Origin of the sequence: Pseudomonas sp. L13 (assembly GCF_009935965.1) — a bacterium.
Lineage (GTDB): Bacteria > Pseudomonadota > Gammaproteobacteria > Pseudomonadales > Pseudomonadaceae > Aquipseudomonas > Aquipseudomonas lactis.
This window is the reverse complement of record NZ_QODJ01000019.1, coordinates 66,178-86,435: the sequence shown is the minus strand read 5'-3', so window position 1 is coordinate 86,435 and position 20,258 is coordinate 66,178. Positions and strand designations below refer to the sequence as shown.

Genomic DNA, 20,258 nt, shown 5'->3' with positions numbered 1-20,258 from the left:
GTGGTGACGGTCTGGTCGCCTTTGTACACATCATCCGGCGCGATAGTGGTGATAGAGCCACTCGACTGATTCACACCAATAGTGATGGTCTGGCCGTTATCCAAGGTGACGGTCAACGGGTTGGTGATGTTAGTCACCGGCGCGCCGTTCTTATCCACAAGGCTAGCGGTGTAGACGATGTTGCCGCCTTCACCAACGGTAGTGGTGGCGGTCAGGACTACATCGACCTTGTCGATGGTGTCGTTGATCGTGGTGGTCGCGCCGCTGCCTGCGACTTCGAGTTTTTCGAAGTTGCCGCCAGTAGTCTCAGTGATCTTGACGGTCTGAGTGCTCTTATCGATAAACACATCATCGGTAGGGGCAGGCACGGTCACGGTGCCGACGGTCTCGCCAGCTTTGATGGTGATCGACGAGCCGTTATCCAGCTTCAAGGTGACGTCAGTACCGGCCTTGTTGCTCAAGGTCGCGGTGTAAGTGATCTGACCACCTTCGCTCGCCTCCGACGGAGCTGTCAGCGTAACGGTGGTGGTGTTGTCGGTACCCGGTGTGTCAGTCACCGTTGTGGAGACGTTATCGGTACCTGGGACCAGATTTTCGAAGTGCTCGCCGCCAGTGACACCTTTGATAGCCGTGGTGACGGTTTGATCACCTTTGTACACATCATCAGGAGCAACAACCGAAACGCTTCCGCTCGACTGATTCACGCCAATGGTGATGGTCTTGCCGTTGTCCAAAGTCACGGTCAACGGATTGGTGATGTTAGTCACCGGCGCGCCGTTTTTATCCACAAGGCTAGCGGTGTAGACGATATTACCGCCTTCGCCAACGGTGGTGGTGGCCGTCAGAACCACATCGACTTTGTCGATGGTGTCGTTGATCGTGGTGGTTGCGCCATTACCTGCGACTTCCAGTTTTTCGAAGTTGCCGCCAGTGGTTTCGGTGATCTGGACGGTCTGCGTGCTCTTGTCGATGAACACGTCATCGGTAGGCGCTGGCACGGTCACGGTGCCAACAGTGTCGCCCGCTTTGATGGTGATCGACGAGCCGTTATCCAATTTCAGCGTTACATCGGTGCCCGCTTTGTTGGAAAGCGTGGCGGTGTAAGTGATCTGCCCACCTTCGTTTGCTTCGGACGGAGCCGTCAGCGTCACGGTGGTGGTGTTGTCGGTACCCGGTGTGTCAGTCACAGTTGTGGTGACGTTATCGGTACCTGGGACCAGATTTTCAAAGTGCTCGCCGCCGGTCACGCCTTTGATAGCAGTGGTGACGGTCTGGTCGCCTTTGTACACGTCATCAGGAGCAACAACCGAAACGCTACCGCTCGATTGGTTTACGCCGATGGTGATGGTCTTGCCGTTATCGAGGGTGACGGTCAGCGGATTGGTGACGTTAGTCACCGGCGCGCCGTTTTTATCCACAAGGCTGGCGGTGTAGACGATGTTGCCGCCTTCACCAACGGTGGTGGTAGCAGTCAGGACTACATCAACCTTGTCGATGGTGTCGTTGATCGTGGTGGTTGCGCCGTTGCCTGCCACTTCGAGTTTTTCGAAGTTGCCGCCAGTAGTCTCAGTGATCTTGACCGTCTGGGTGCTCTTGTCGATGAACACGTCATCGGTAGGCGCAGGCACGGTCACAGTGCCAACGGTGTCGCCAGCCTTGATAGTGATCGACGAGCCGTTATCCAGCTTCAAGGTGACGTCAGTACCGGCCTTGTTGCTCAAGGTCGCGGTGTAAGTGATCTGACCACCTTCGCTCGCCTCGGTCGGAGCCGTCAGCGTTACGGTAGTGGTGTTATCGGTACCCGGTGTATCAGTCACGGTTGTGGTGACGTTATCGGTACTTGGAACCAGATTTTCAAAGTGCTCGCCGCCGGTCACACCCTTGATAGCAGCAGTGACGGTCTGATCGCCTTTATAAATATCGTCTGGCGCCACGGTAGTAACGGTGCCGCTGGATTGGTTAACACCGATAGTAATGGTCTGACCGTTATCCAAAGTGACGGTCAACGGGTTGGTGATGTTAGTCACCGGCGTGCCGTTCTTATCCACAAGGCTGGCGGTGTAGACGATGTTGCCGCCTTCGCCAACGGTAGGAGTTGCCGTCAGCACCACATCAACTTTGTCGAGGGTGTCGTTGATCGTGGTGGTTGCGCCATTGCCTGCAACTTCCAATTTCTCGAAGTTGCCGCCAGAGGTCTCAGTGATCTGGACGGTCTGCGTGCTTTTGTCGATGAACACATCATCGCTAGGCGCAGGGACAGTTACGGTGCCAACGGTCTCGCCAGCCTTGATGGTGATCGACGAACCGTTATCCAACTTCAGCGTGACATCTGTGCCAGCTTTGTTGGAAAGCGTGGCGGTATACGTAACCTGCCCACCTTCGTTCGCCTCGGTTGGCGCTGTCAGCGTCACAGTGGTGGTGTCGATCGAATCGGTAATGGTGGTAATCGCTGGCGTGGTGCTCGGCACCAGGCTCTCGAAATTGCCGCCAGTCGCGCTCGTAATCGTCGTACTGACGGTGCTGCCGTTGACGTAGACGTCGTTAGCGGGCGTATCAACGACAACGCTGCCTGTCGACTCACCGGCCTTGATGGTGATCACCGAGCCATTGCTCAAGGTGACATTGACTGGCGTCTGCGCCGGGTTGGTCAAGGTGGCGGTGTAGGTGATCTGGCCGCCTTCGGTCACGGTCGAACCAGCGGTCAGGGTGACCGTGGTGGTGTCGATCGAATCGGTAATGGTGGTGACCGCAGGGGTGGTATTCGGTACCAGGTTCTCGAAGTTGCCGCCCGTTGCGCCCGTGATCGTGGTGCTGACCGTCGAACCGTTGTTGTAGACGTCGTTAGCCGGCGTATCAACGACAACGCTGCCTGTCGACTCACCGGCCTTGATGATAATCACCGAGCCATTGCTCAAGGTGACATTGACTGGCGTCTGCGCCGGGTTGGTCAAGGTGGCGGTGTAGGTGATCTGGCCGCCTTCAGTCACGGTCGAACCAGCGGTCAGGGTGACCGTGGTGGTGTCGATCGAATCGGTAATGGTGGTGACTGCAGGGGTGGTATTCGGTACCAGGTTCTCGAAGTTGCCGCCCGTTGCACCAGTGATGGTGGTGCTGACGGTAGAGCCATTGTTGTAGACGTCGTTAGCCGGCGTATCAACGACAACACTGCCTGTCGATTCGCCGGCCTTGATGGTGATCACCGAGCCATTGCTCAAAGTGACGTTCACCGGCGTTTGCGCCGGGTTGGTCAGGGTGGCGGTGTAAGTGATCTGGCCGCCTTCGGTCACGGTCGAGCCAGCGGTCAGGGTGACCGTGGTGGTGTCAATGGTGTCGGTGATCTGCGTCACGGCCGGGTTAGGGTCGATGGTCAATACCAGATTGCCGCCGCCGCTGGTGCCGGTAACGCCCACGCTGATCTGGCTCGGGTCGTTGTAGGGGGTGTCGTTAGGGGCCAGGGGAACGTTGACCGTACCGGTCAGTTGGCCGGACGGGATGGTAATCACCGCGCCATTGGTCAAAGTGACGGTCAGATCGCTGGTAGAAGGCCGGGTCACGGTGGCGGTGTAGGTCAGCACGCCGCCCGCTTCGGTGATGGTTGGCGTCGCGCTCAGGGTCAAGGTCGAAGGCTGCAGCACTTGGTTGCCCGAGTCCGCCGAGCCTGGTGCTCCGCTCAGGGCGTTGAGTGCCGACGTGCCTTGGCCGATAGGTGCGGTGGGGAAGCCGATGGTCGGGTCTACACGGCCGGCGGTCGCATCCAGCACCACGAAGCTATGGCCACCCCCGGCGGCACCGTTACCGGCAGCGTTTGCGCCAGCCGCGGTGGCTTCCAGGTCGGTGGTCGGGTCAGCGCCGGCGGCGATGGCTTGTTGCAACTCGGCCACCGATGGCGCGGCTTGCTCGCTGGCCGCTGCCAGGTCGGCGGTGGAGTCCGGCATATCGGCGCTCCACTGGGTGTCACGGCCCAGGTCCAGGATGCGGCCGTCGGCCAGCTCCAGGCTCACGGCGCCCGACATACCGGTGTCGATCTGGTCACCCGCGAACAAGCGATCACCCTCAACGAGGACGCGGCGAGCACCTTCCGGAGAAATTACGAAAACTTGACCAACAATGCTTTTGACGATGGCAACAACACTGCTCATTAAAATTTTCTCCGGTGATCCGTTTCGACAAATCCATTTCGCAGCACGCTATTAGCGCTGCCAATCTGGGGGGCGTAGTCTATAAATACATTGACGTCAAATATTTGGCTGGATTTTTTAGCTATCTAGTTTGTGCCAAACTATTGACCTTATGGTCGCCATCCTAAACAATCGGCCTAGTAATGTCACATTGATATTTATGCGGCGAACCGTCCTACATGTGTGAAGCAGTTCCGCTTTTTGAACTTTCCGACGTACGGTCATTACGGTAGCCATTATCCGACGCAGCGGTGCCAATCGCTGTGATTTAAGACAAGAAGTCTTGGGGAAATTTTAAATGCGTCTGCACCTGTTCAAGGCAATACCGTTCGCTCTCGCCGCCAGTTTCGTACAAGCCCAGACACTGCCCCAAGCCATGCAACAGGCATTGGACGTACACCCGGAAATTCAGGCGGGTGTTAACAGCCGCATTGCCGCCGATTACCAACTGCGCGCCGCACAAGGTGGCTACCTGCCGCGTGTCGACTTGAACGCCGGTTACGGCCGCCAAGGAACCGACAACGCCACCACCCGCGCCAACAACCCAGGCGGCAATCACTGGGACACGCTCAACCGCGGCGAATCCAGCCTGCGCCTGCAGCAAATGATTTTTGACGGTTTCGCCACCTCCAGCGAAGTCGGGCGTCAACAAGCCAACGTTAATTCCCGCGCTTACTCCTTGCTTGGTACTTCCGAGCGCACCGCGCTGACCGTTGCCCAGGTGTACCTGGAAGTATTGACCCGCCGTGAATTCGTGCGCCTGGCCGAAGACAACCTGCGCAACCACGAGCGCATCTACGACCAGATCAAGTTGCGCACCCAGCGTGGCGTTGGCAACGGTGCCGACCAGGACCAGGCCGAAGCGCGCCTGGCCCAGGCCCGCAACAATTTGATCACCGAGCAGACCAACCTGGCCGACGCGCAGGTCAACTACCTCAGCGCCGTCGGCCAGATGCCCGACGAACTCGAGCGTCCGGCCCCGTTCATGGCCATGCTGCCAGCCGACCTGAACGAAGCGCGCCGCCAGATGCTCGACAACAGCCCGGTGCTGCGTTCGGCCGAGTCGGATATCTCTGCCGCCGAGAAGCAGTACGACGCCGCCAAATCCACGTTCTACCCACGCTTTGACGCTGAACTGGGCACCAACGCCGACAACAATGTCTCCGGTGACCCCAACCACAGCAATGGCTGGGAAGCGATGGTGCGCATGCGCTTCAACCTGTTCGCCGGTGGCAGCAACAAGGCCGACCTGCAATCGAAGTCCTACCAGGCCAACCAGGCGCTGGACATCCGCAACAACGCCTTGCGCCAACTCAATGAAGAGCTAGGCTTGGCTTGGAACGCCCTGAACAACGCCAACGCGCAATTGCCGGTCGCCCAGCAGTACGTGGATCACAGCACCCGCGTACGCACGTCCTACCAGCAACAGTTCAGCCTTGGTCAACGTACTCTGTTGGATTTGCTCGACAGCGAGAATGAATTGTTCACTGCTTCCCGCCGCCTGGAAGAAATCAAGAACATTCAGTTATTTACTCAGTACCGAATCAAGGCGACCATGGGCGAATTGCTCAAGAGCCAGGGAGTGGTTGCACCAATGGCCTCCGTCGTGCAGAACGACGTGAAACCTAAAGTCCAACTGCCTGGGATGAATTGAGCCACCCCAATAGCCCCATCTGTTAGTCGAGAGTGCGCCGCGTGGAACCTGAAGTCAGTCGAGTCCATCTCAGTCATGATCCACGCGCACTGCACGATGACCCGTTACTCGACGGGTTGTTGGCGCTCTGCGCCCTGCATCAGAAACCGGCCAGCGCGGCCATGCTCACCACCGGCCTGCCGCTGCCTTCGCAACGGTTGAGTGCCGAGTTGCTATCGCGTGCCGCTGCGCGGGCCGGGCTGCAAGGCCGGCTGCTGCAACGCAAGCTGGATCAGATCCCGACCATTGCACTGCCGGCGCTGCTGTTGCTCAAGGACGGTCGCAGTACCGTGCTGGTCGGCTGGCAGGGCGAAGATCAAGCGCGGATCCTGCTCAGTGAAAGCGACGGCGGTGAAGTACTGATCAAGCGCGAAGCATTGGCCGACGACTACATCGGCAAAGTCTTCTTTGCACAGCCGCAACACAAATTCGATGTCAATCACGGCAGCCTGATTCCGCGGGCACGCTCATGGTTCCGTGACACCCTCATGCGTTCGCGCTGGCTCTACACCGACGCCATCGCCGCCAGCTTCCTGATCAACATCATCGCCATGGCCGCGCCGCTGTTCGTGATGAACGTGTACGACCGCGTTGTGCCGAACCAGGCCACCGCCACCCTGTGGGTGCTGGCCGTGGGCATCTGCGGTGCCTACCTGTTCGACCTGATCCTCAAAAGCCTGCGCAGCCTGTGCCTGGACCTGGCCGGTAAAAAAACCGACCTGATCATCTCGGCCACGCTGTTCGAGCGCATCGTCGGCATGTCCATGAAGTACCGCCCGGCGCGGGTCGGCAGCTTCGCGCAGAACATCCACGAGTTTCAAAGCCTGCGCGACTTCCTCGCGTCTTTGACCCTCACCAGCCTGATCGACCTGCCGTTTACGCTGCTGATCTTCCTGGTCATCGCCATTCTCGGCGGGCATCTGGTGTGGATCCCGGTGCTGGCATTCCCACTGGCCCTGGGCATCGGCTACGCCTTGCAAAAGCCCCTGGTCGCGACCATGGAGCGCACCATGGCGCTGGCCGCCGAGCGCCAGTCGAGCCTGATCGAAACCCTCGCCGGGCTCGATGCGGTCAAGGTCAACAATGCCGAGAGCGAGCGTCAGTACGGCTGGGAACAGACCATCGGCACCCTGAGCCGGCTTGAGCTGCGGGTGAAGTTGCTGTCGGGCCTGTCGATGAACATGACCCTGCTGATCCAGCAACTGGCCGGCGTGATCATGATCGTGTTCGGCGTGTACCAGATCATCGACGGCAACCTCAGCATGGGCGGCCTGATTGCCTGCTACATGCTCAGTGGCCGCGCCTTGAGCCCGCTGGCCTCGCTGTCGGGCCTGCTGACGCGCTACCAGCAAGCCAAGGTCACCATGACCTCGGTGGACCAGATGATGGAGCTGCCCCAGGAGCGCAACTTCGAAGAGCGCCCCATGAGCCGGCGCACCCTGCAAGGCGCCATCGAGTGCCGGGGCCTGAACTTCACTTACCCGAACCAGCAGAACCCGGCGCTGAAAAACATCAACCTGGTGATCAAGCCAGGGGAAAAAATCGGCATCATCGGCCGCAGCGGCTCGGGCAAAAGCTCCCTGGCCAAGCTGATCGTCGGCCTTTACCAGCCCGACTCCGGCTCCTTGCTGGTGGACGGCGTGGACGTGCGCCAGATCGACGTGAGCGAGCTGCGCCACAACATCGGCTACGTGGCCCAGGATATTCAATTGCTGGCCGGCACCCTGCGCGACAACCTGGTATCCGGTGCGCGCTACGTCGAGGATGAAATGGTCCTGCAAGCCGCCGAACTTGCCGGCGTGCACGAATTTGCCCGCCTGCATCCCCAAGGCTACGAACTGCAAGTCGGCGAGCGTGGGCAGAACCTGTCCGGCGGCCAGCGCCAGAACGTCGCCCTGGCCCGAGCGCTGCTGCTCAACCCGCCCATGCTGCTGTTGGACGAACCCACCAGCGCCATGGACAACACCGGTGAAGAACGCTTGAAGCAACGCCTGCAAGCCGTGGTGCAAAACAAGACCGTGGTGCTGGTCACGCACAGAGCCTCACTGCTCTCCCTGGTCGACCGCCTACTGGTGGTCGACCGTGGGCAGATTCTCGCGGACGGCCCCAAAGCCGTGGTCATGGAAGCGTTGAAGAAGGGGCAGATCAGTGTTGCTTAACTCCATCAAGAGTGCGGTCGGCCGCTACTTCAAAGGCTCCGATTCGCTGCAGGGCCAGCCGCTGCCCGAGGTCAACAAGGCGCTGATCGAAGATGCCCCGCGGGTCATCCGCCTGACCATCTGGGCGATTATCGCGTTCTTTATATTCCTGGTGGTGTGGGCCGGTTTCTCCCAGATCGACGAAGTGACCCGTGGCGACGGCAAGGCGATTCCGTCATCCAAATTGCAGAAAATCCAGAACCTGGAAGGCGGTATCGTCGCCGAACTGTACGTCAAGGAAGGCCAGATCGTAGAAGCCGGCGCGCCGTTGATTCGCCTCGACGACACGCGGTTTGTCTCCAACGCCGGGGAAACCGAAGCCCTGCGCCTGGCCATGCAGCTGCGCGTCGAGCGTTTGAGCGCGCAGGTGGATGACCGCCCGCTGAACATCCCCGACGAGGTGCTCAAGGCCGCGCCGAGCCAGGCCGCCAACGAGCGCTCCTTGTATGAAAGCCGCCGCCAGCAGTTGAAAGACGAAGTCGGCGGCTTGCAGGAGCAACTCGTCCAGCGCCAACAGGAACTGCGCGAGTTCACCTCCAAGCAGGGCCAATACCGCAGCCAGTTGTCCCTGCAACGCCAGGAAATCAACATGTCCGAGCCGTTGGTGGCCCAGGGTGCGGTGTCGCCGGTAGAAGTGCTGCGCCTCAAGCGCGCCGAAATGGAAACCCGGGGGCAATTGGACGCCACTACCCTGGCGATCCCGCGTGCGGAATCGGCGATCAAGGAAGTGCAACGCAAGATCGATGAAACCCGCGGCAAATTCCGCAGCGAAGCCCTGACCCAACTCAACGAAGCCCGTACTGAACTGAACAAGGCCGAGTCCACCGGCCGCGCGTTGGAAGACCGGGTCAGCCGCACCCTGGTCACCTCACCCGTGCGCGGGATCGTCAAGCAATTGCTGGTCAACACCGTTGGCGGTGTGATCCAGCCGGGCAGCGACATGGTCGAAATCGTGCCGCTGAACGACACCTTGCTGGTAGAAGCCAAGATCCGCCCGCAGGACATCGCCTTCCTGCACCCTGGGCAGGAAGCGGTGGTCAAGTTCACCGCGTATGACTACACCATCTACGGCGGGCTGAAGGCCAAGCTCGAACGCATCGGTGCCGACACCATCACCGATGAAGACAAGAAGACCACCTACTACATGATCACCCTGCGAACCGACCGCAGCCACCTGGGCACGGACGAGAAGCCGTTGCTGATCATCCCCGGCATGGTTGCTTCGGTGGATATCATCACCGGCAAGAAAAGCATCCTCAGCTACCTGCTCAAGCCGATCATCAAGGCGCGGGCCGAGGCGTTGCACGAGCGCTGATCTTCAGCGCCTGTACCGACCTCATCGCAGGCAAGCCAGCTCCCACATTTGAATGTGTTCACCCATCAAAATGTGGGAGGGGGCTTGCCCCCGATGAGGCCGTCAACATCACGCTACAGCTCAAACCAAACGCCATATCCATATGCGCTAACGGTATTTAAGCTTCCATCCTTATGCCTATAAATTCACTCCCCTGTCCGCCGGGAATGAATCCAATGTCCACCACCACCGCCGCCCAAACCTTCGACATTCGCCCCTTCCCCGGCAGTGTCGGCGCCGAGATCATCGGCCTGGACTTATCCCGCCCAGTCAACGACCACCACTTCGCCCGCATCCACCGCGCACACCTGGACCACCACGTCATCGTGTTCCGCGACCAACGCATCACCCCCGAACAACAGATCGCATTCAGCCGCCGTTTCGGCGTGTTGCAGATCCATGTGCTCAAACAGTTCCTGCTGGCCAACCACCCTGAAATCCTGATCGTCTCCAACATCATCGAGAACGGCCAATCCATCGGCCTGGGGGATGCGGGCAAGTTCTGGCATTCGGACCTGTCATACAAAGAACTGCCCAGCCTGGGCTCAATGCTGCATGCCCAGGAACTGCCCTCTGAAGGCGGCGACACCCTGTTCGCCGATATGCATAAAGCCTGGGAGCAACTGCCAGGCCACCTGCGCAAAGCCGTCGAAGGCCGCAGTGCCGCGCACTCGTACACGGCGCGCTACAGCGAGACCAAATTCGAAGGCAACTGGCGCCCAACCCTCACCCCGGAACAGCTCGCCCAGGTTGCCGAAGTGGTGCACCCCGTTGTGCGCACCCACCCGGAAAACGGCCGTAAGGCGCTGTTCGTCAGCGAGGGTTTCACCACCCGTATTGTCGGCCTGCCCGATGACGAAAGCCGTGACCTGCTGGGCCAACTCTATGCCCACAGCGTGCTGCCGGAAAACATCTACCGTCATCAGTGGCAGCCCCACGACCTGGTGTTCTGGGACAACCGCTCGCTGATCCACCTGGCCGCCGGTTGCCCAAGCCATCTGCGGCGCAAATTGTTCCGTACCACCATTCAAGGGGATGCGCCTTTCTAACCCGATAAAGCCTGCTAGGATTGCGCCCAGTTCACTCTCAACGAACCACGAGTGCTTGGCATGCAACTACCGGACATGAACCTGCTGGTCGCCCTCGACGCGTTACTCGACGAGGGCAGTGTGGTGGGCGCCGCACGGCGGATGAATCTGAGCCCGGCCGCCATGAGCCGCACCCTCACGCGTATTCGCGAAGCGGTCGGTGACCCGATCCTGGTACGTGCCGGCCGTGGCCTGGTGCCGACGCCCAAGGCGCTTGAGCTGCAAGGCCAGGTGCGCAACGTGGTGGAGCAGGCTGCGTTGTTGTTCCGTTCGGCAGACCAGGTTGATTTGAGCACCTTGCGCCGCCGCTTCAGCGTGCGCGCCAATGATTTTTTCATCGGCGTATATGGCGGGCGACTGTTCGACACCATGGAGCGTATGGCGCCGCTGTGCGAACTGCGCTTCGTGCCCGAAGGCGATACCGACGATGAAGCCCTGCGCGAAGGGCGATTGGACTTGCGGGTGAGCAACACTATGCCGGCCAGCCCGGAAGTGAAGGTGCAGAACCTGTTCTCCACCACCTTTGTCGGCCTGGCGCGGCAAGACCACCCGTTGTTCGACGAAGAAATCACGGCGGCACGTTTTGCCAGCTATTCCCACATCAGTATCTCCCGGCGCGGCATCGCCCGTGGGCCCATCGACACCGCGTTGAATGCCCAAGGCCTGGAGCGCCGAGTGGCCATGATCGCCCCAGGCTTTCACGGTGCGATGTTCATGCTGCCCGATTCCGACCTGCTGCTGCCGGTACCCAAGGAAGCCCTCCTGAGCGCCAAGCGTCTGAACCTGCCACTGCGCGCGTTCGCCTTGCCGATTTCACTGCCAACCCTGGTCCTGGCCCAATCCTGGCACCCACGCTTCGACAAAGACCCGGCGCACAAATGGCTGCGTGAAACCATGCGCGCGAGTTGCCACGCCACCTGGCTGGAAGCGCAGCCCACCTGAAATCTGTAGGAGCGAGCTTGCTCGCGAAAAACGTCAACGATAACGCGTGCTTCCTGGGTGAACGCGGCGCCTATGGGTTTTTCGCGAGCAAGCTCGCTCCTACAGAGGGCAAGTCCCTTCCAAAATGTTGAGCCTTGAGGCTGTGATGAGTTGCGTCTGACGCACTTATAACCTGCCAACAAGTAACTTTTTGTCATGAGAGTGCCTGATTAAACTGCTCAGGTATTTCTCATTCCGAGTTACCTGTTCATGACGTCCCTCGCTGCCCCCGCTATCCAGGCCGCAGCCAAACCTACGGCCCTGAGCCCACCCGTGTTCGGCCTGCGCATCATCATCGGCCTGCTTGGCGTATTGCTGGCGGTGCTGGTCTCCGGGCTCAACGAGATGGTTACCAAGGTCGCCCTCGCCGATATCCGCGGTGCGCTGTACATCGGTTTTGACGAAGGCACCTGGCTGGTCGCGGCCTACACCGCCACTTCGGTCGCGGCCATGGCCTTCGCGCCGTGGTGTTCGGTGACGTTTTCCCTGCGTCGCTTCACCTTGTGCGCCATCGGTTTGTTCACCGTGCTGGGCATTCTCTGCCCGTTCGCACCCAACTACGAAAGCCTGTTGCTGCTGCGCACCGTGCAAGGCTTGGCCGGTGGCGCGCTGCCGCCGATGCTGATGACCGTGGCGCTGCGTTTCTTGCCGGCCAACGTCAAGTTGTACGGGTTGGCCGGTTACGCACTGACCGCCACCTTCGGCCCCAGCCTGGGCACGCCGCTGGCGGCGTTGTGGACCGAATACGTCGGCTGGCAGTGGGCGTTCTGGCAGATCGTCGCGCCGTGCCTGCTGGCCATGGCGGCCGTGGCCTACGGCTTGCCACAAGACCCGCTGCGCCTGGAACGCTTCAAGCAGTTCAACTGGCGTGGTTTGCTGTTGGGCTTCCCGGCGATCTGCATGCTGGTGATCGGCCTGTTGCAAGGCAATCGCCTGGACTGGTTCGAGTCAGGCCTGATTACCTTCCTGCTGTGTGGCGGCACAGTGTTGCTGGTGCTGTTCATGCTCAACGAATGGTCACAGCCGCTGCCCTTCTTCAACTTGCAGATGCTTGGCCTGCGCAACCTGGCGTTTGCCCTGATCGTGCTGGCCGGCGTGCTGATGGTGCTGACCTCGGTGATCATCATCCCGTCCAGTTTCCTCGCCCAAGTCCAGGGCTACCGGCCGCTGCAAACCGCACCGGTGATGCTGCTGATGGCGTTGCCGCAGTTGATCGCGCTGCCGCTGGTGGCGGCGCTGTGCAACCTGCGCTGGGTCGATTGCCGCTGGGTGCTGGGCATTGGCCTGAGTATGTTGGTGCTGTGCTGCCTCGGCAGTTCACACCTGACTTCGGCGTGGATTCGCGACGACTTTTATGGCTGGTACCTGCTGCAGATTTTCGGCCAGCCGATGGCTGTGTTGCCGCTGCTGATGCTGTCCACCGGCAGTATTCAACCCATCGAAGGGCCGTTCGCCTCGGCCTGGTTCAACACCGTCAAGGGCCTGGCTGCTGTGATCGCCACTGCGGTGCTGGATACATTGACCACCCAGCGCGGGCATTTCCATTCAACCATGTTGGTGGACCGCCTGGGCAATTCGCCCCTTGCCGACGCTGACGCGCCGGGCCTCGCCCACCGCGTGCACGAGCAGACCGTGGTGCTGACCTCTTCGGATCTTTACGTCGTCATGGCCGCTGTCGCGGTGGCGTTGATCCTGCTGATTTTCTGGATGCCCACGCGGATCTATCCGCCTCGCGCTCCGGCCTGACCACAAGGACTTTCCATGAAACGCAAAGACAAAATTGCCGTCTCCGTTATTGCTGTATTTGCCGTCGGCGTGCTGGTTTACCTGGTTGCGCCGGGCGTACTGGGCCGCAAGCACCAGACCACCAACGACGCCTTCGTCGCGGCTGATTTCACCCTGGTCGCTCCCCGCGTTGCCGGCTTCATCAAGGAGGTGCTGGTAGAAGACAACCAGCGTGTCAAGGCCGGGCAACTGCTGGCGTTGATCGACGACCGCGATTTTCGCGCCGCCGCCCAGGCCGCCGATGCCGACACCCTGGTCGCCCAGGCCCAGCTGAAAAACGCCAGCGCGACCCTGGAGCGCCAAAGCTCGGTGATCGCCCAGGCCCAGGCTACGGTGGCAGCGGATCGCGCCGAAGTGGCGTTTGCCGAGCATGAACTGAACCGCTACAACCACCTCGCTGGCGTCGGTGCGGGCACCGTGCAGAACGCCCAGCAAGCCAAGACGCGCATCGACCAGGCCACTGCGCGCCTGGCCAAATCCACCGCCGTGCTGGCCGCCGAACGCAAGCAGGTGGAGATCCTCACCGCCCAACGTGACGCCGCCGAAGGTGGGCTCAAACGCGCCCAGGCCGCGCTGGAAATGGCCAGTTATCAGCTGTCTTACACGCGCATTGTCGCGCCGGTGGATGGCATGGTCGGTGAGCGTGCGGTGCGGGTCGGCGCCTACGTGACACCGGGCAGCAAGATCCTTGCGGTGGTGCCCCTGGCCGAAGCCTATGTGGTGGCCAATTTCCAGGAGACCCAACTGTCCCATATGCACGCTGGCCAAGCCGTCCAGGTGCGGGTCGACAGCCTCGACGGCGAAGTGCTCAATGGCCACCTGGAAAGCCTGGCGCCGGCCACCGGGGTGACCTTCGCCTCGGTCAAACCCGACAACGCCACCGGCAACTTCACCAAGGTGGTGCAGCGTATTCCGGTGAAGATCATCCTCGAGCCGAACCAGCCACTGACCGAGCGCTTGCGCGTCGGCATGTCGGTAGAAGCCAGCGTCGATACCCGGCCCGTCGAGCAGCAGCGTGAGGTGGCCCAGCAATGAGACACCTCGCCTGGCTCACCCTGAGCCTTATCAGCCTGAGCGCCTGCACGGTCGGCCCGGATTTCCAACAGCCCGATGCCCCGCGCGTCGGCCAGTGGAGCGAACCCCAGGGCCGCCAGGCCGCCAGCCGCGCCGTCAGCGACCCCTTGCAGGAGCGCTGGTGGGACGTCTTCCACGATCAGCAGCTCTCGGCCCTTACGCGTCGCGCCCTCAGCGATAACCTCGACCTGAAACTGGCCAGCAGCCGCCTGCAACAAAGCCGCGCCATCCGCCAGGTGACTACGGCCGAGCGCTACCCCAACGTCGATGCCGGCGGCGCCTACCAACGCAAGCGCAACAGCGGCAAAGGCTTGAGCGATCCCTCCGGCGAGAATGGCCGTTCGGCCTTCAACCAATGGGACATGGGCTTTTCGGCCGCCTGGGAGTTGGACTTCTGGGGCCGGGTCAAGCGTGAAACCGAGGCCGCTGACGCCACGCTGGAAGTTGCCGAAAACGACCGTCGCGCCGTGTTGCTATCGGTGTTGGCCGAGACCGCCCAGGACTACATCCAACTGCGCGGCGTGCAAAATACTCGCGCTGTCACCGAGCAAAACCTCGACGTTGCGCGCCACAGCCTCAAGCTCTCGCAATTGCGGTTGGCCGACGGCGTGGCCACCGACCTGGACGTGGCCGAAGCCGCCGCCCAGGTCGCGGCTATCGAAGCGCGCCTGCCGGATCTACAGCAGCGCCAGGACCAGCTGATCAACGCCCTCAGTCTGCTGATGGGCGAGCCGCCTCAGGCCTTGCACGCGCAGTTGTCCAAAGACGCCCCTGTGCCGCAAACCCAACGCCAGGTCGCGATCGGCCTGCCATCGGAACTCGCCGAGCGCCGCCCCGACATCCGCCAGGCCGAAGCGCGCCTGCACGCTGCCACGGCCAGCATCGGCGTGGCCAAGGGCGACTTTTATCCACGCATCACCCTGTCCGGCAGCCTCGGCTCCCAAGCCATGCAACTCTCGGATTTCGGTTCCTGGGGTTCCCGTGCCTTTGCCTTCGGCCCACAGCTGAGCCTGCCGCTGTTCAACGGCGGACGCCTTCAAGGCATGGTGGATTTACGGGAGGCCCAGCAACAGGAAGCGGCCCTGGCCTACCAGCAAACCGTGCTGCGTGCCTGGCATGAAATCGACGACCAACTGACCCGCTACAACGCCAGCCAACTGCGCCGCGACAGCCTGGCTGAAGCCGTGCGCCAGAACCAAATTGCGCTGACCACCGCCCAACACCAGTACGTCGAAGGCGTGGCGGATTTCGTCAACGTACTCACCGTGCAGAGCGCGTTGCTGGCAACGCAGGAGCAGTGGGTGGAAAGCTCCACCGGCGTGTCATTGGCTATGGTCGGGCTGTACAAAGCGTTGGGAGGAGGGTGGGAGTCGGTGTACCCGTTGCAAGTGGTACAAGAATGATTTGGTGAAGTCGAGTGTAGGAATGTTCCTGATTTCAACATGAGTTCAATAGCCGAGAACACGAGCATTAATCTTGTGGATCAACCCTCAAGAGTCGTTCTTATGTTCATACCTGAAAACCCCTATGCCTCACCGCAAGCTGATCTCCAACTGACATCGGCCGGCGCCTCGACCTTTTTTATCGTGGCGCCGCGTAAGTTGGTATTGATGGTGCTGCTGTCTCAAGGTTTCTATACGTTTTATTGGTTATACAAGCATTGGAGTAATTATCGCGCCGCAACGGGCACCCGTGTATTACCGATCGTGCGGGCATTTTTTTCGATTTTTTTTGTGTATGCGCTGGTGATGAAAATCAAACAGGCGCTTGATCTGAAAGACCCGTCTTACCGGTGGTGGCCTCGTTGCTTTGCGCTTGGCTGGATAACCTGTGCCTTCCTACCCTTTACCTACGTGTGGTTCGTCTCGTCTCTTACCGCATTGAAGGTGGGCCTGTGCTTCGCCATCGTGCAGGTCGCGATGACTGTGCAGATTCAGCATGCGGTAAACCACTTGGAAAATGACTCGAGAGGGCAAGCCAACACCCGCATAACGTGGGCCAATGGTATTTGGATCTGCATCGGCATGTCTTTCTGGGTGGTTGGGATCAGCTCTGCGCTAGGCCTGGGAACGTTCGTTTTGGACCAATGATGAGAGAGTCCTGGCGTCATGCTGGGCGCTAAAGCACAAAGAGTTTTTTCAGTTTGTCGGGCGTTGCATCGTCGAGCACACCAAACATGCGCGTCGAGGAATACTGGTTTGGGGTCAGTGGCAAACTCAGCGGGTCAATCGCAAAGGCGTCGGGCCGTGCGAGCCAACTGTTGGCGTAGCGAAAAACGAATCCATTCCCATGCATGGCCACCTCGCCAACAGGGACCGGGTCACCGACACAGTGAGCTGAAAAAACAAAAGCATTACCAATCGGCTTCCAGGACATCGGGTTCTCCTTCAGTGCGAATTCGCTCAGGCTCACGGGCGAGGCTCATGGTAATCCCAACCTGGTCAAGCTCTGGTGACGCGATGCTCGCCATGCCTTCTTCCAGGTCCATCGCGCTCAGCACATTCATCAACACGCCGAGGGAGACGCCGGCCTCGCCCTGTCTCAGCCGCTGATAGGTCTGCCGTGTAATGCCCGCACGGCTGCATATGGTGGATATTTTCAACCGACGACGAATGCGGGCTATTTCGATACCGTTGCCGATACCTCTCATCAGTTCAGCGCTTCTCTCTGAGATGTACCCTTTGTGCGGGTAGGGTTTGGCTATCTCTTGCATGATATATCACTCTTTAAAGCGGTAAAGGTAACTTATATCATCCAGGCTTCTAAGACCACCTTCAAAAAATCGGCTCGATCCCTAATGGCTTTTTGTAGGAGCGAGCTTGCTCGCAAAAAACTCACAGGCGCCGCGTTCAATCAGGAAACACGCGTTATCGTTGACGTTTTTCGCGAGCAAGCTCGCTCCTACAGGTGTTAGCAAACTTCAAAGATTCTGCAAAAACACCACATACCCCCGAAACCACTCATTGCCCTGCAGATACCCCGGCTCTTGCCACTCCCCGCCCTGAATCAAGCCAATCTTGAACGGCACCCCCAGCCGATTCATCCGCGGCAAATACGCCGCGTAATCCGGGATGCTGTGACGCCCTTGATAGGTCTGCACCACCACTTCATCCACCACGCCCTTGAGCTGGGCGATGGCGGCCGGGTCGGCGTTGCTGCTCCAGTCCATCAGGCCGGTGATGCTCAGGCGCAGGTCGGCGGGCAGGCGTTGGCGCAGGTCGCGCAGGAAGTCGGCGTATTCGTGCAGGTATTGGGTGCGGGCGTCGAAGTCGATCTGGATACCGATCACCGGGTTGCCGGCGTCTCGCCAGCGTTGCACCTGGCCAAGCACCTGGGTGTAGACCCGTTCCGGCCAGCGCAGGGTGTGGGCGCGGTACACCACCCAGACCTGGCCTTGGGTAAGGCGCGGCACGCTCATGCCCTGGGCGATCAGTTGTACGCCGCGCTGGGGCGCGCGGCGGGTGGCGTTGATCTGGCCTTGCAGGATGTACAGGGTTTTTGCCTGCTTGATCACCGGCTGAGGCGTGACCCCGCTCCACAGCCAGAAGGCGTCGTAGTCGCCTGCGTTAACGGCGCCAAAGGCCGGGCTTGCCAGCAACAGCAAGCCCAGCCACAGCGGCTTCACCAGTAGTACTGCAGCGATTTGCCCCACTGGGTATCGGCAAAACCGCTCTTTAGTTGGCGGAACCAGGCCTTGCGCACCGCCGGCGCTACGTCTTCGCCGCCGCAGCTGTTGTAGCCGGCCGGCGCGTAGCAGTTGATGGCGCGGAACAACGCGTAGGCCTTGTCGGTTTTCGGCGCCTTGGCGTTGGCGATCACCTGTTTGTAGCCGTCCAGGCGCGAGAAGGTTTCACCTTTGAAGTCCGAGGCGGTGCTGCCCAGGCTGCCGGCAGCGCGGGGTTGTTCCAGGGGCATGCCGTCCAGGCCGTTGCGCAGGATGAACTCACCGAAGCAGTTCAAGGCGTGCGGTTTTTTGGCCTCGTCCTGCAAAGTCGCGGCGGTTTGCGCGATGCTTGGGCAGGCGTAGCCGGATTCGGCCTTGTCGCCGTTCCACTGGAACAGCTTCAAGGTCTGGCCGCTGGTATAGGTGTAGCCCAGGCTGGTGCCGAGCTTGTCGTCAGAGAGCGAGGCCTGCTTGAGATCATCGGCGAAGGTGGCGTACTGGCCGCGCAGCAGGTCTTTGTAGAGCAGCACGAATTGCGCACTCTGGCGCTCGATCGGGTCGCTGGCGTTGGCGATCTGCTGGCGCAGCAGGTCGGGGCCGGCGACGTTGCGCAGTAGGATGTAGCGCACTTGCTTGGCGCTGATCGGCGAGTCGGCGGCGAACACCTTGGCCAATTGGCCGCTGCGCTCGTAGTTCATGGCCAGCGCCAGTTCCAGTTGGTCGCGTTGCAGCGGTTGCTTGGCCAGCGGCAGCAGTTGCAGCCACAGGGCTTCGGCGCCCTTCCAGTCCTGCTTGGCTTCCAGTGCCAGGGCGCGCAGAGTCTGTTGGCTGAAGGCGAAGTAATCCAGGGTTGACGGCACGTCCGCCGGCAGGTGCTTCAAGGCCGCGTCGGGTTGGTGTTCGACGTACAGGGCATAGCTGGCTTGCAGGAAGTCAAACCGCGCCGGCTCACTGGCGAAGGTGCTCTTTTGCTTATCCAGGTCTTCGCGGCTCAACAGCGGCGGGGTGTGGGCGCGCATCGCCATCAGGTCGCTGACCACTTGCAGCATCGGGCTGTTCGCGGCTTTGTTGCCGACCATCAGCAACTTGAGGTCGGCCTCTTCCACCAGTTCGTCCACGCTCACATTACGCTGGGCGTCGGTGGCCTCGGTAAATTGCCAGGTGAAGTCTTCGGCAAGCCTGGCGTCGTCGTTCGCCAGCCAATGCACGCGGCGCAACAGGCCACGGGCGGACGCAACGTAATCGCCCTGTGGGTAAGTTTTCAGGTAACTGAGAAAACCTTCTTCGGCATCGCTCAAGGCCGACTTATCCACATGCTCGCGCTGCGGCATGCCGTATTCATCGAAGGCTTCGGCCTGGGCATGATTCAGCGACGTACGCGCAGTCATGTACAGCGCCGTTTCCTTCAGCCACGGCACATCGCTGGTGGAGGCAGCGGCGAACCCGCGCTCGGCGTAATCGAAACGCCCGCTGTAGAAATCGCCGGCGGCCTGCAAATAGGTGCGAAACAACTGAGCATTGGCCGACGGGGTCAGCTGCGCGTCCACCACCTGGCGGCTCCAGTCACAGGTGGTCAGCAACTGCAGGCGTGCTTTGACCAACACATCGCGCTCGGCGGGCGGCATCTGGGCTTTGATCACCTGGCTGATAAACGCCGTGGCGCTGTCATCGTCATTGCTGCGGCAACGGCTGCCTTCGCCATTCAGGAAGGCCTGGCCTGCGGTCTTGTACTCCTCGCGCTTGATACCCAGGGGCTGGAGCAGCGTGTCGAGTTCGGCTGTGCGTGAATCGTCAGCCTTGTTATCCGGCTCCTCAGCCGTAGCCGGAACCGGCACCAGGCGATACACCGGAAACGGCACCGGGCCGAAGCCTTGGGCCAAATCGTCTTCGCCCAAGGCATTGGGGGCCAGGGGCGCGGCTTTTTTGTCGGCCAGCAACAGGCGCAGGTTCACTCGGCTGTCGTTACCAGGGCTGAGAAACGGCTGGTTGCTGCACGGCTCGTAGCCGTCACGCGACACCCGCCAGTCGGGGTAGCACGAGTCGTCAGAACTGGCCTGGGCCGGTAGGGAAAAACCGGCCAGCAGGGCCAGGGCCAGAGGTGACAGCAAACCGATACGCATAACGTTTCCTTGATCCTGAGTCCTTGGAGAGGGGGCAATAATAGCCTGATCCGACGAGTGCTTCGGTGAAGGCCTACACAAATTGCTGATTTGTCCGATTCCAGCGGCGAGGCCAGGGCTTTT

General features: G+C 60.7%; 14 protein-coding genes. 9 read left to right on the top strand and 5 right to left on the bottom strand.

Features of this window, described 5'->3' with window-relative positions; translation table 11 throughout:
- Window positions 1-4,139, bottom strand: a 4,139-nt coding sequence (locus DK871_RS12185) for a retention module-containing protein (protein ID WP_161905207.1), incomplete at its 3' end; no start/stop codon positions are given.
- Window positions 4,140-4,476: 337 nt separating this feature from the next.
- Between DK871_RS12185 and DK871_RS12180 the strand changes: the two genes are divergently transcribed.
- The 9 genes from DK871_RS12180 to DK871_RS12140 all read left to right on the top strand — a co-directional run bounded on the left by DK871_RS12180 (window position 4,477) and on the right by DK871_RS12140 (window position 16,441).
- Window positions 4,477-5,832, top strand: coding sequence for a TolC family outer membrane protein (locus DK871_RS12180; protein WP_032894249.1), 1,356 nt, complete (start codon window positions 4,477-4,479; stop codon window positions 5,830-5,832).
- Between the two features lie 41 nt (window positions 5,833-5,873).
- A complete protein-coding gene (locus tag DK871_RS12175; RefSeq protein ID WP_003187441.1) occupies window positions 5,874-8,030 on the top strand; it encodes a type I secretion system permease/ATPase in 2,157 nt (718 codons plus the stop codon).
- Complete coding sequence (locus DK871_RS12170) at window positions 8,020-9,384, top strand: HlyD family type I secretion periplasmic adaptor subunit (RefSeq protein WP_161905206.1); 1,365 nt, start codon at window positions 8,020-8,022, stop codon at window positions 9,382-9,384. The genes DK871_RS12175 and DK871_RS12170 overlap by 11 nt, the downstream gene beginning before the upstream one ends.
- 215 nt (window positions 9,385-9,599) lie before the next feature.
- Window positions 9,600-10,472, top strand: a complete 873-nt coding sequence (locus DK871_RS12165; protein ID WP_161905205.1) for a TauD/TfdA family dioxygenase — start codon at window positions 9,600-9,602, stop codon at window positions 10,470-10,472.
- A 60-nt stretch (window positions 10,473-10,532) separates the two neighbouring features.
- Complete coding sequence (locus tag DK871_RS12160) at window positions 10,533-11,453, top strand: LysR family transcriptional regulator (protein ID WP_056782528.1); 921 nt, start codon at window positions 10,533-10,535, stop codon at window positions 11,451-11,453.
- Window positions 11,454-11,702: 249 nt separating this feature from the next.
- On the top strand, window positions 11,703-13,238 hold the full coding sequence (locus tag DK871_RS12155; protein WP_161905204.1) for an MFS transporter: 1,536 nt from the start codon (window positions 11,703-11,705) through the stop codon (window positions 13,236-13,238).
- Window positions 13,239-13,253: 15 nt separating this feature from the next.
- On the top strand, window positions 13,254-14,312 hold the full coding sequence (locus DK871_RS12150; protein WP_161905203.1) for an HlyD family secretion protein: 1,059 nt from the start codon (window positions 13,254-13,256) through the stop codon (window positions 14,310-14,312).
- Complete coding sequence (locus DK871_RS12145) at window positions 14,309-15,754, top strand: efflux transporter outer membrane subunit (RefSeq protein ID WP_161905202.1); 1,446 nt, start codon at window positions 14,309-14,311, stop codon at window positions 15,752-15,754. The genes DK871_RS12150 and DK871_RS12145 overlap by 4 nt, the downstream gene beginning before the upstream one ends.
- A 102-nt stretch (window positions 15,755-15,856) precedes the next feature.
- Complete coding sequence (locus DK871_RS12140) at window positions 15,857-16,441, top strand: hypothetical protein (protein WP_161905201.1); 585 nt, start codon at window positions 15,857-15,859, stop codon at window positions 16,439-16,441.
- A 28-nt stretch (window positions 16,442-16,469) separates the two neighbouring features.
- Here the strand turns inward: DK871_RS12140 and DK871_RS12135 are convergent, their stop codons facing one another.
- The 4 genes from DK871_RS12135 to DK871_RS12120 form a co-directional block, all read right to left on the bottom strand.
- Window positions 16,470-16,727 carry a HipA N-terminal domain-containing protein gene (locus tag DK871_RS12135; protein ID WP_256677449.1) on the bottom strand — a complete coding sequence of 86 codons (258 nt, stop codon included), beginning with the start codon at window positions 16,725-16,727 and terminating at the stop codon, window positions 16,470-16,472.
- Window positions 16,705-17,064 carry a helix-turn-helix transcriptional regulator gene (locus tag DK871_RS12130; RefSeq protein ID WP_161905200.1) on the bottom strand — a complete coding sequence of 120 codons (360 nt, stop codon included), beginning with the start codon at window positions 17,062-17,064 and terminating at the stop codon, window positions 16,705-16,707. The genes DK871_RS12135 and DK871_RS12130 overlap by 23 nt, the downstream gene beginning before the upstream one ends.
- A gap of 207 nt (window positions 17,065-17,271) precedes the next feature.
- Complete coding sequence (locus DK871_RS12125; RefSeq protein ID WP_161905199.1) at window positions 17,272-17,976, bottom strand: DUF3142 domain-containing protein; 705 nt, start codon at window positions 17,974-17,976, stop codon at window positions 17,272-17,274.
- A complete protein-coding gene (locus DK871_RS12120; RefSeq protein WP_161905198.1) occupies window positions 17,973-20,135 on the bottom strand; it encodes an outer membrane assembly lipoprotein YfiO in 2,163 nt (720 codons plus the stop codon). The genes DK871_RS12125 and DK871_RS12120 overlap by 4 nt, the downstream gene beginning before the upstream one ends.
- Between the last annotated feature and the right edge of the window lie 123 nt (window positions 20,136-20,258).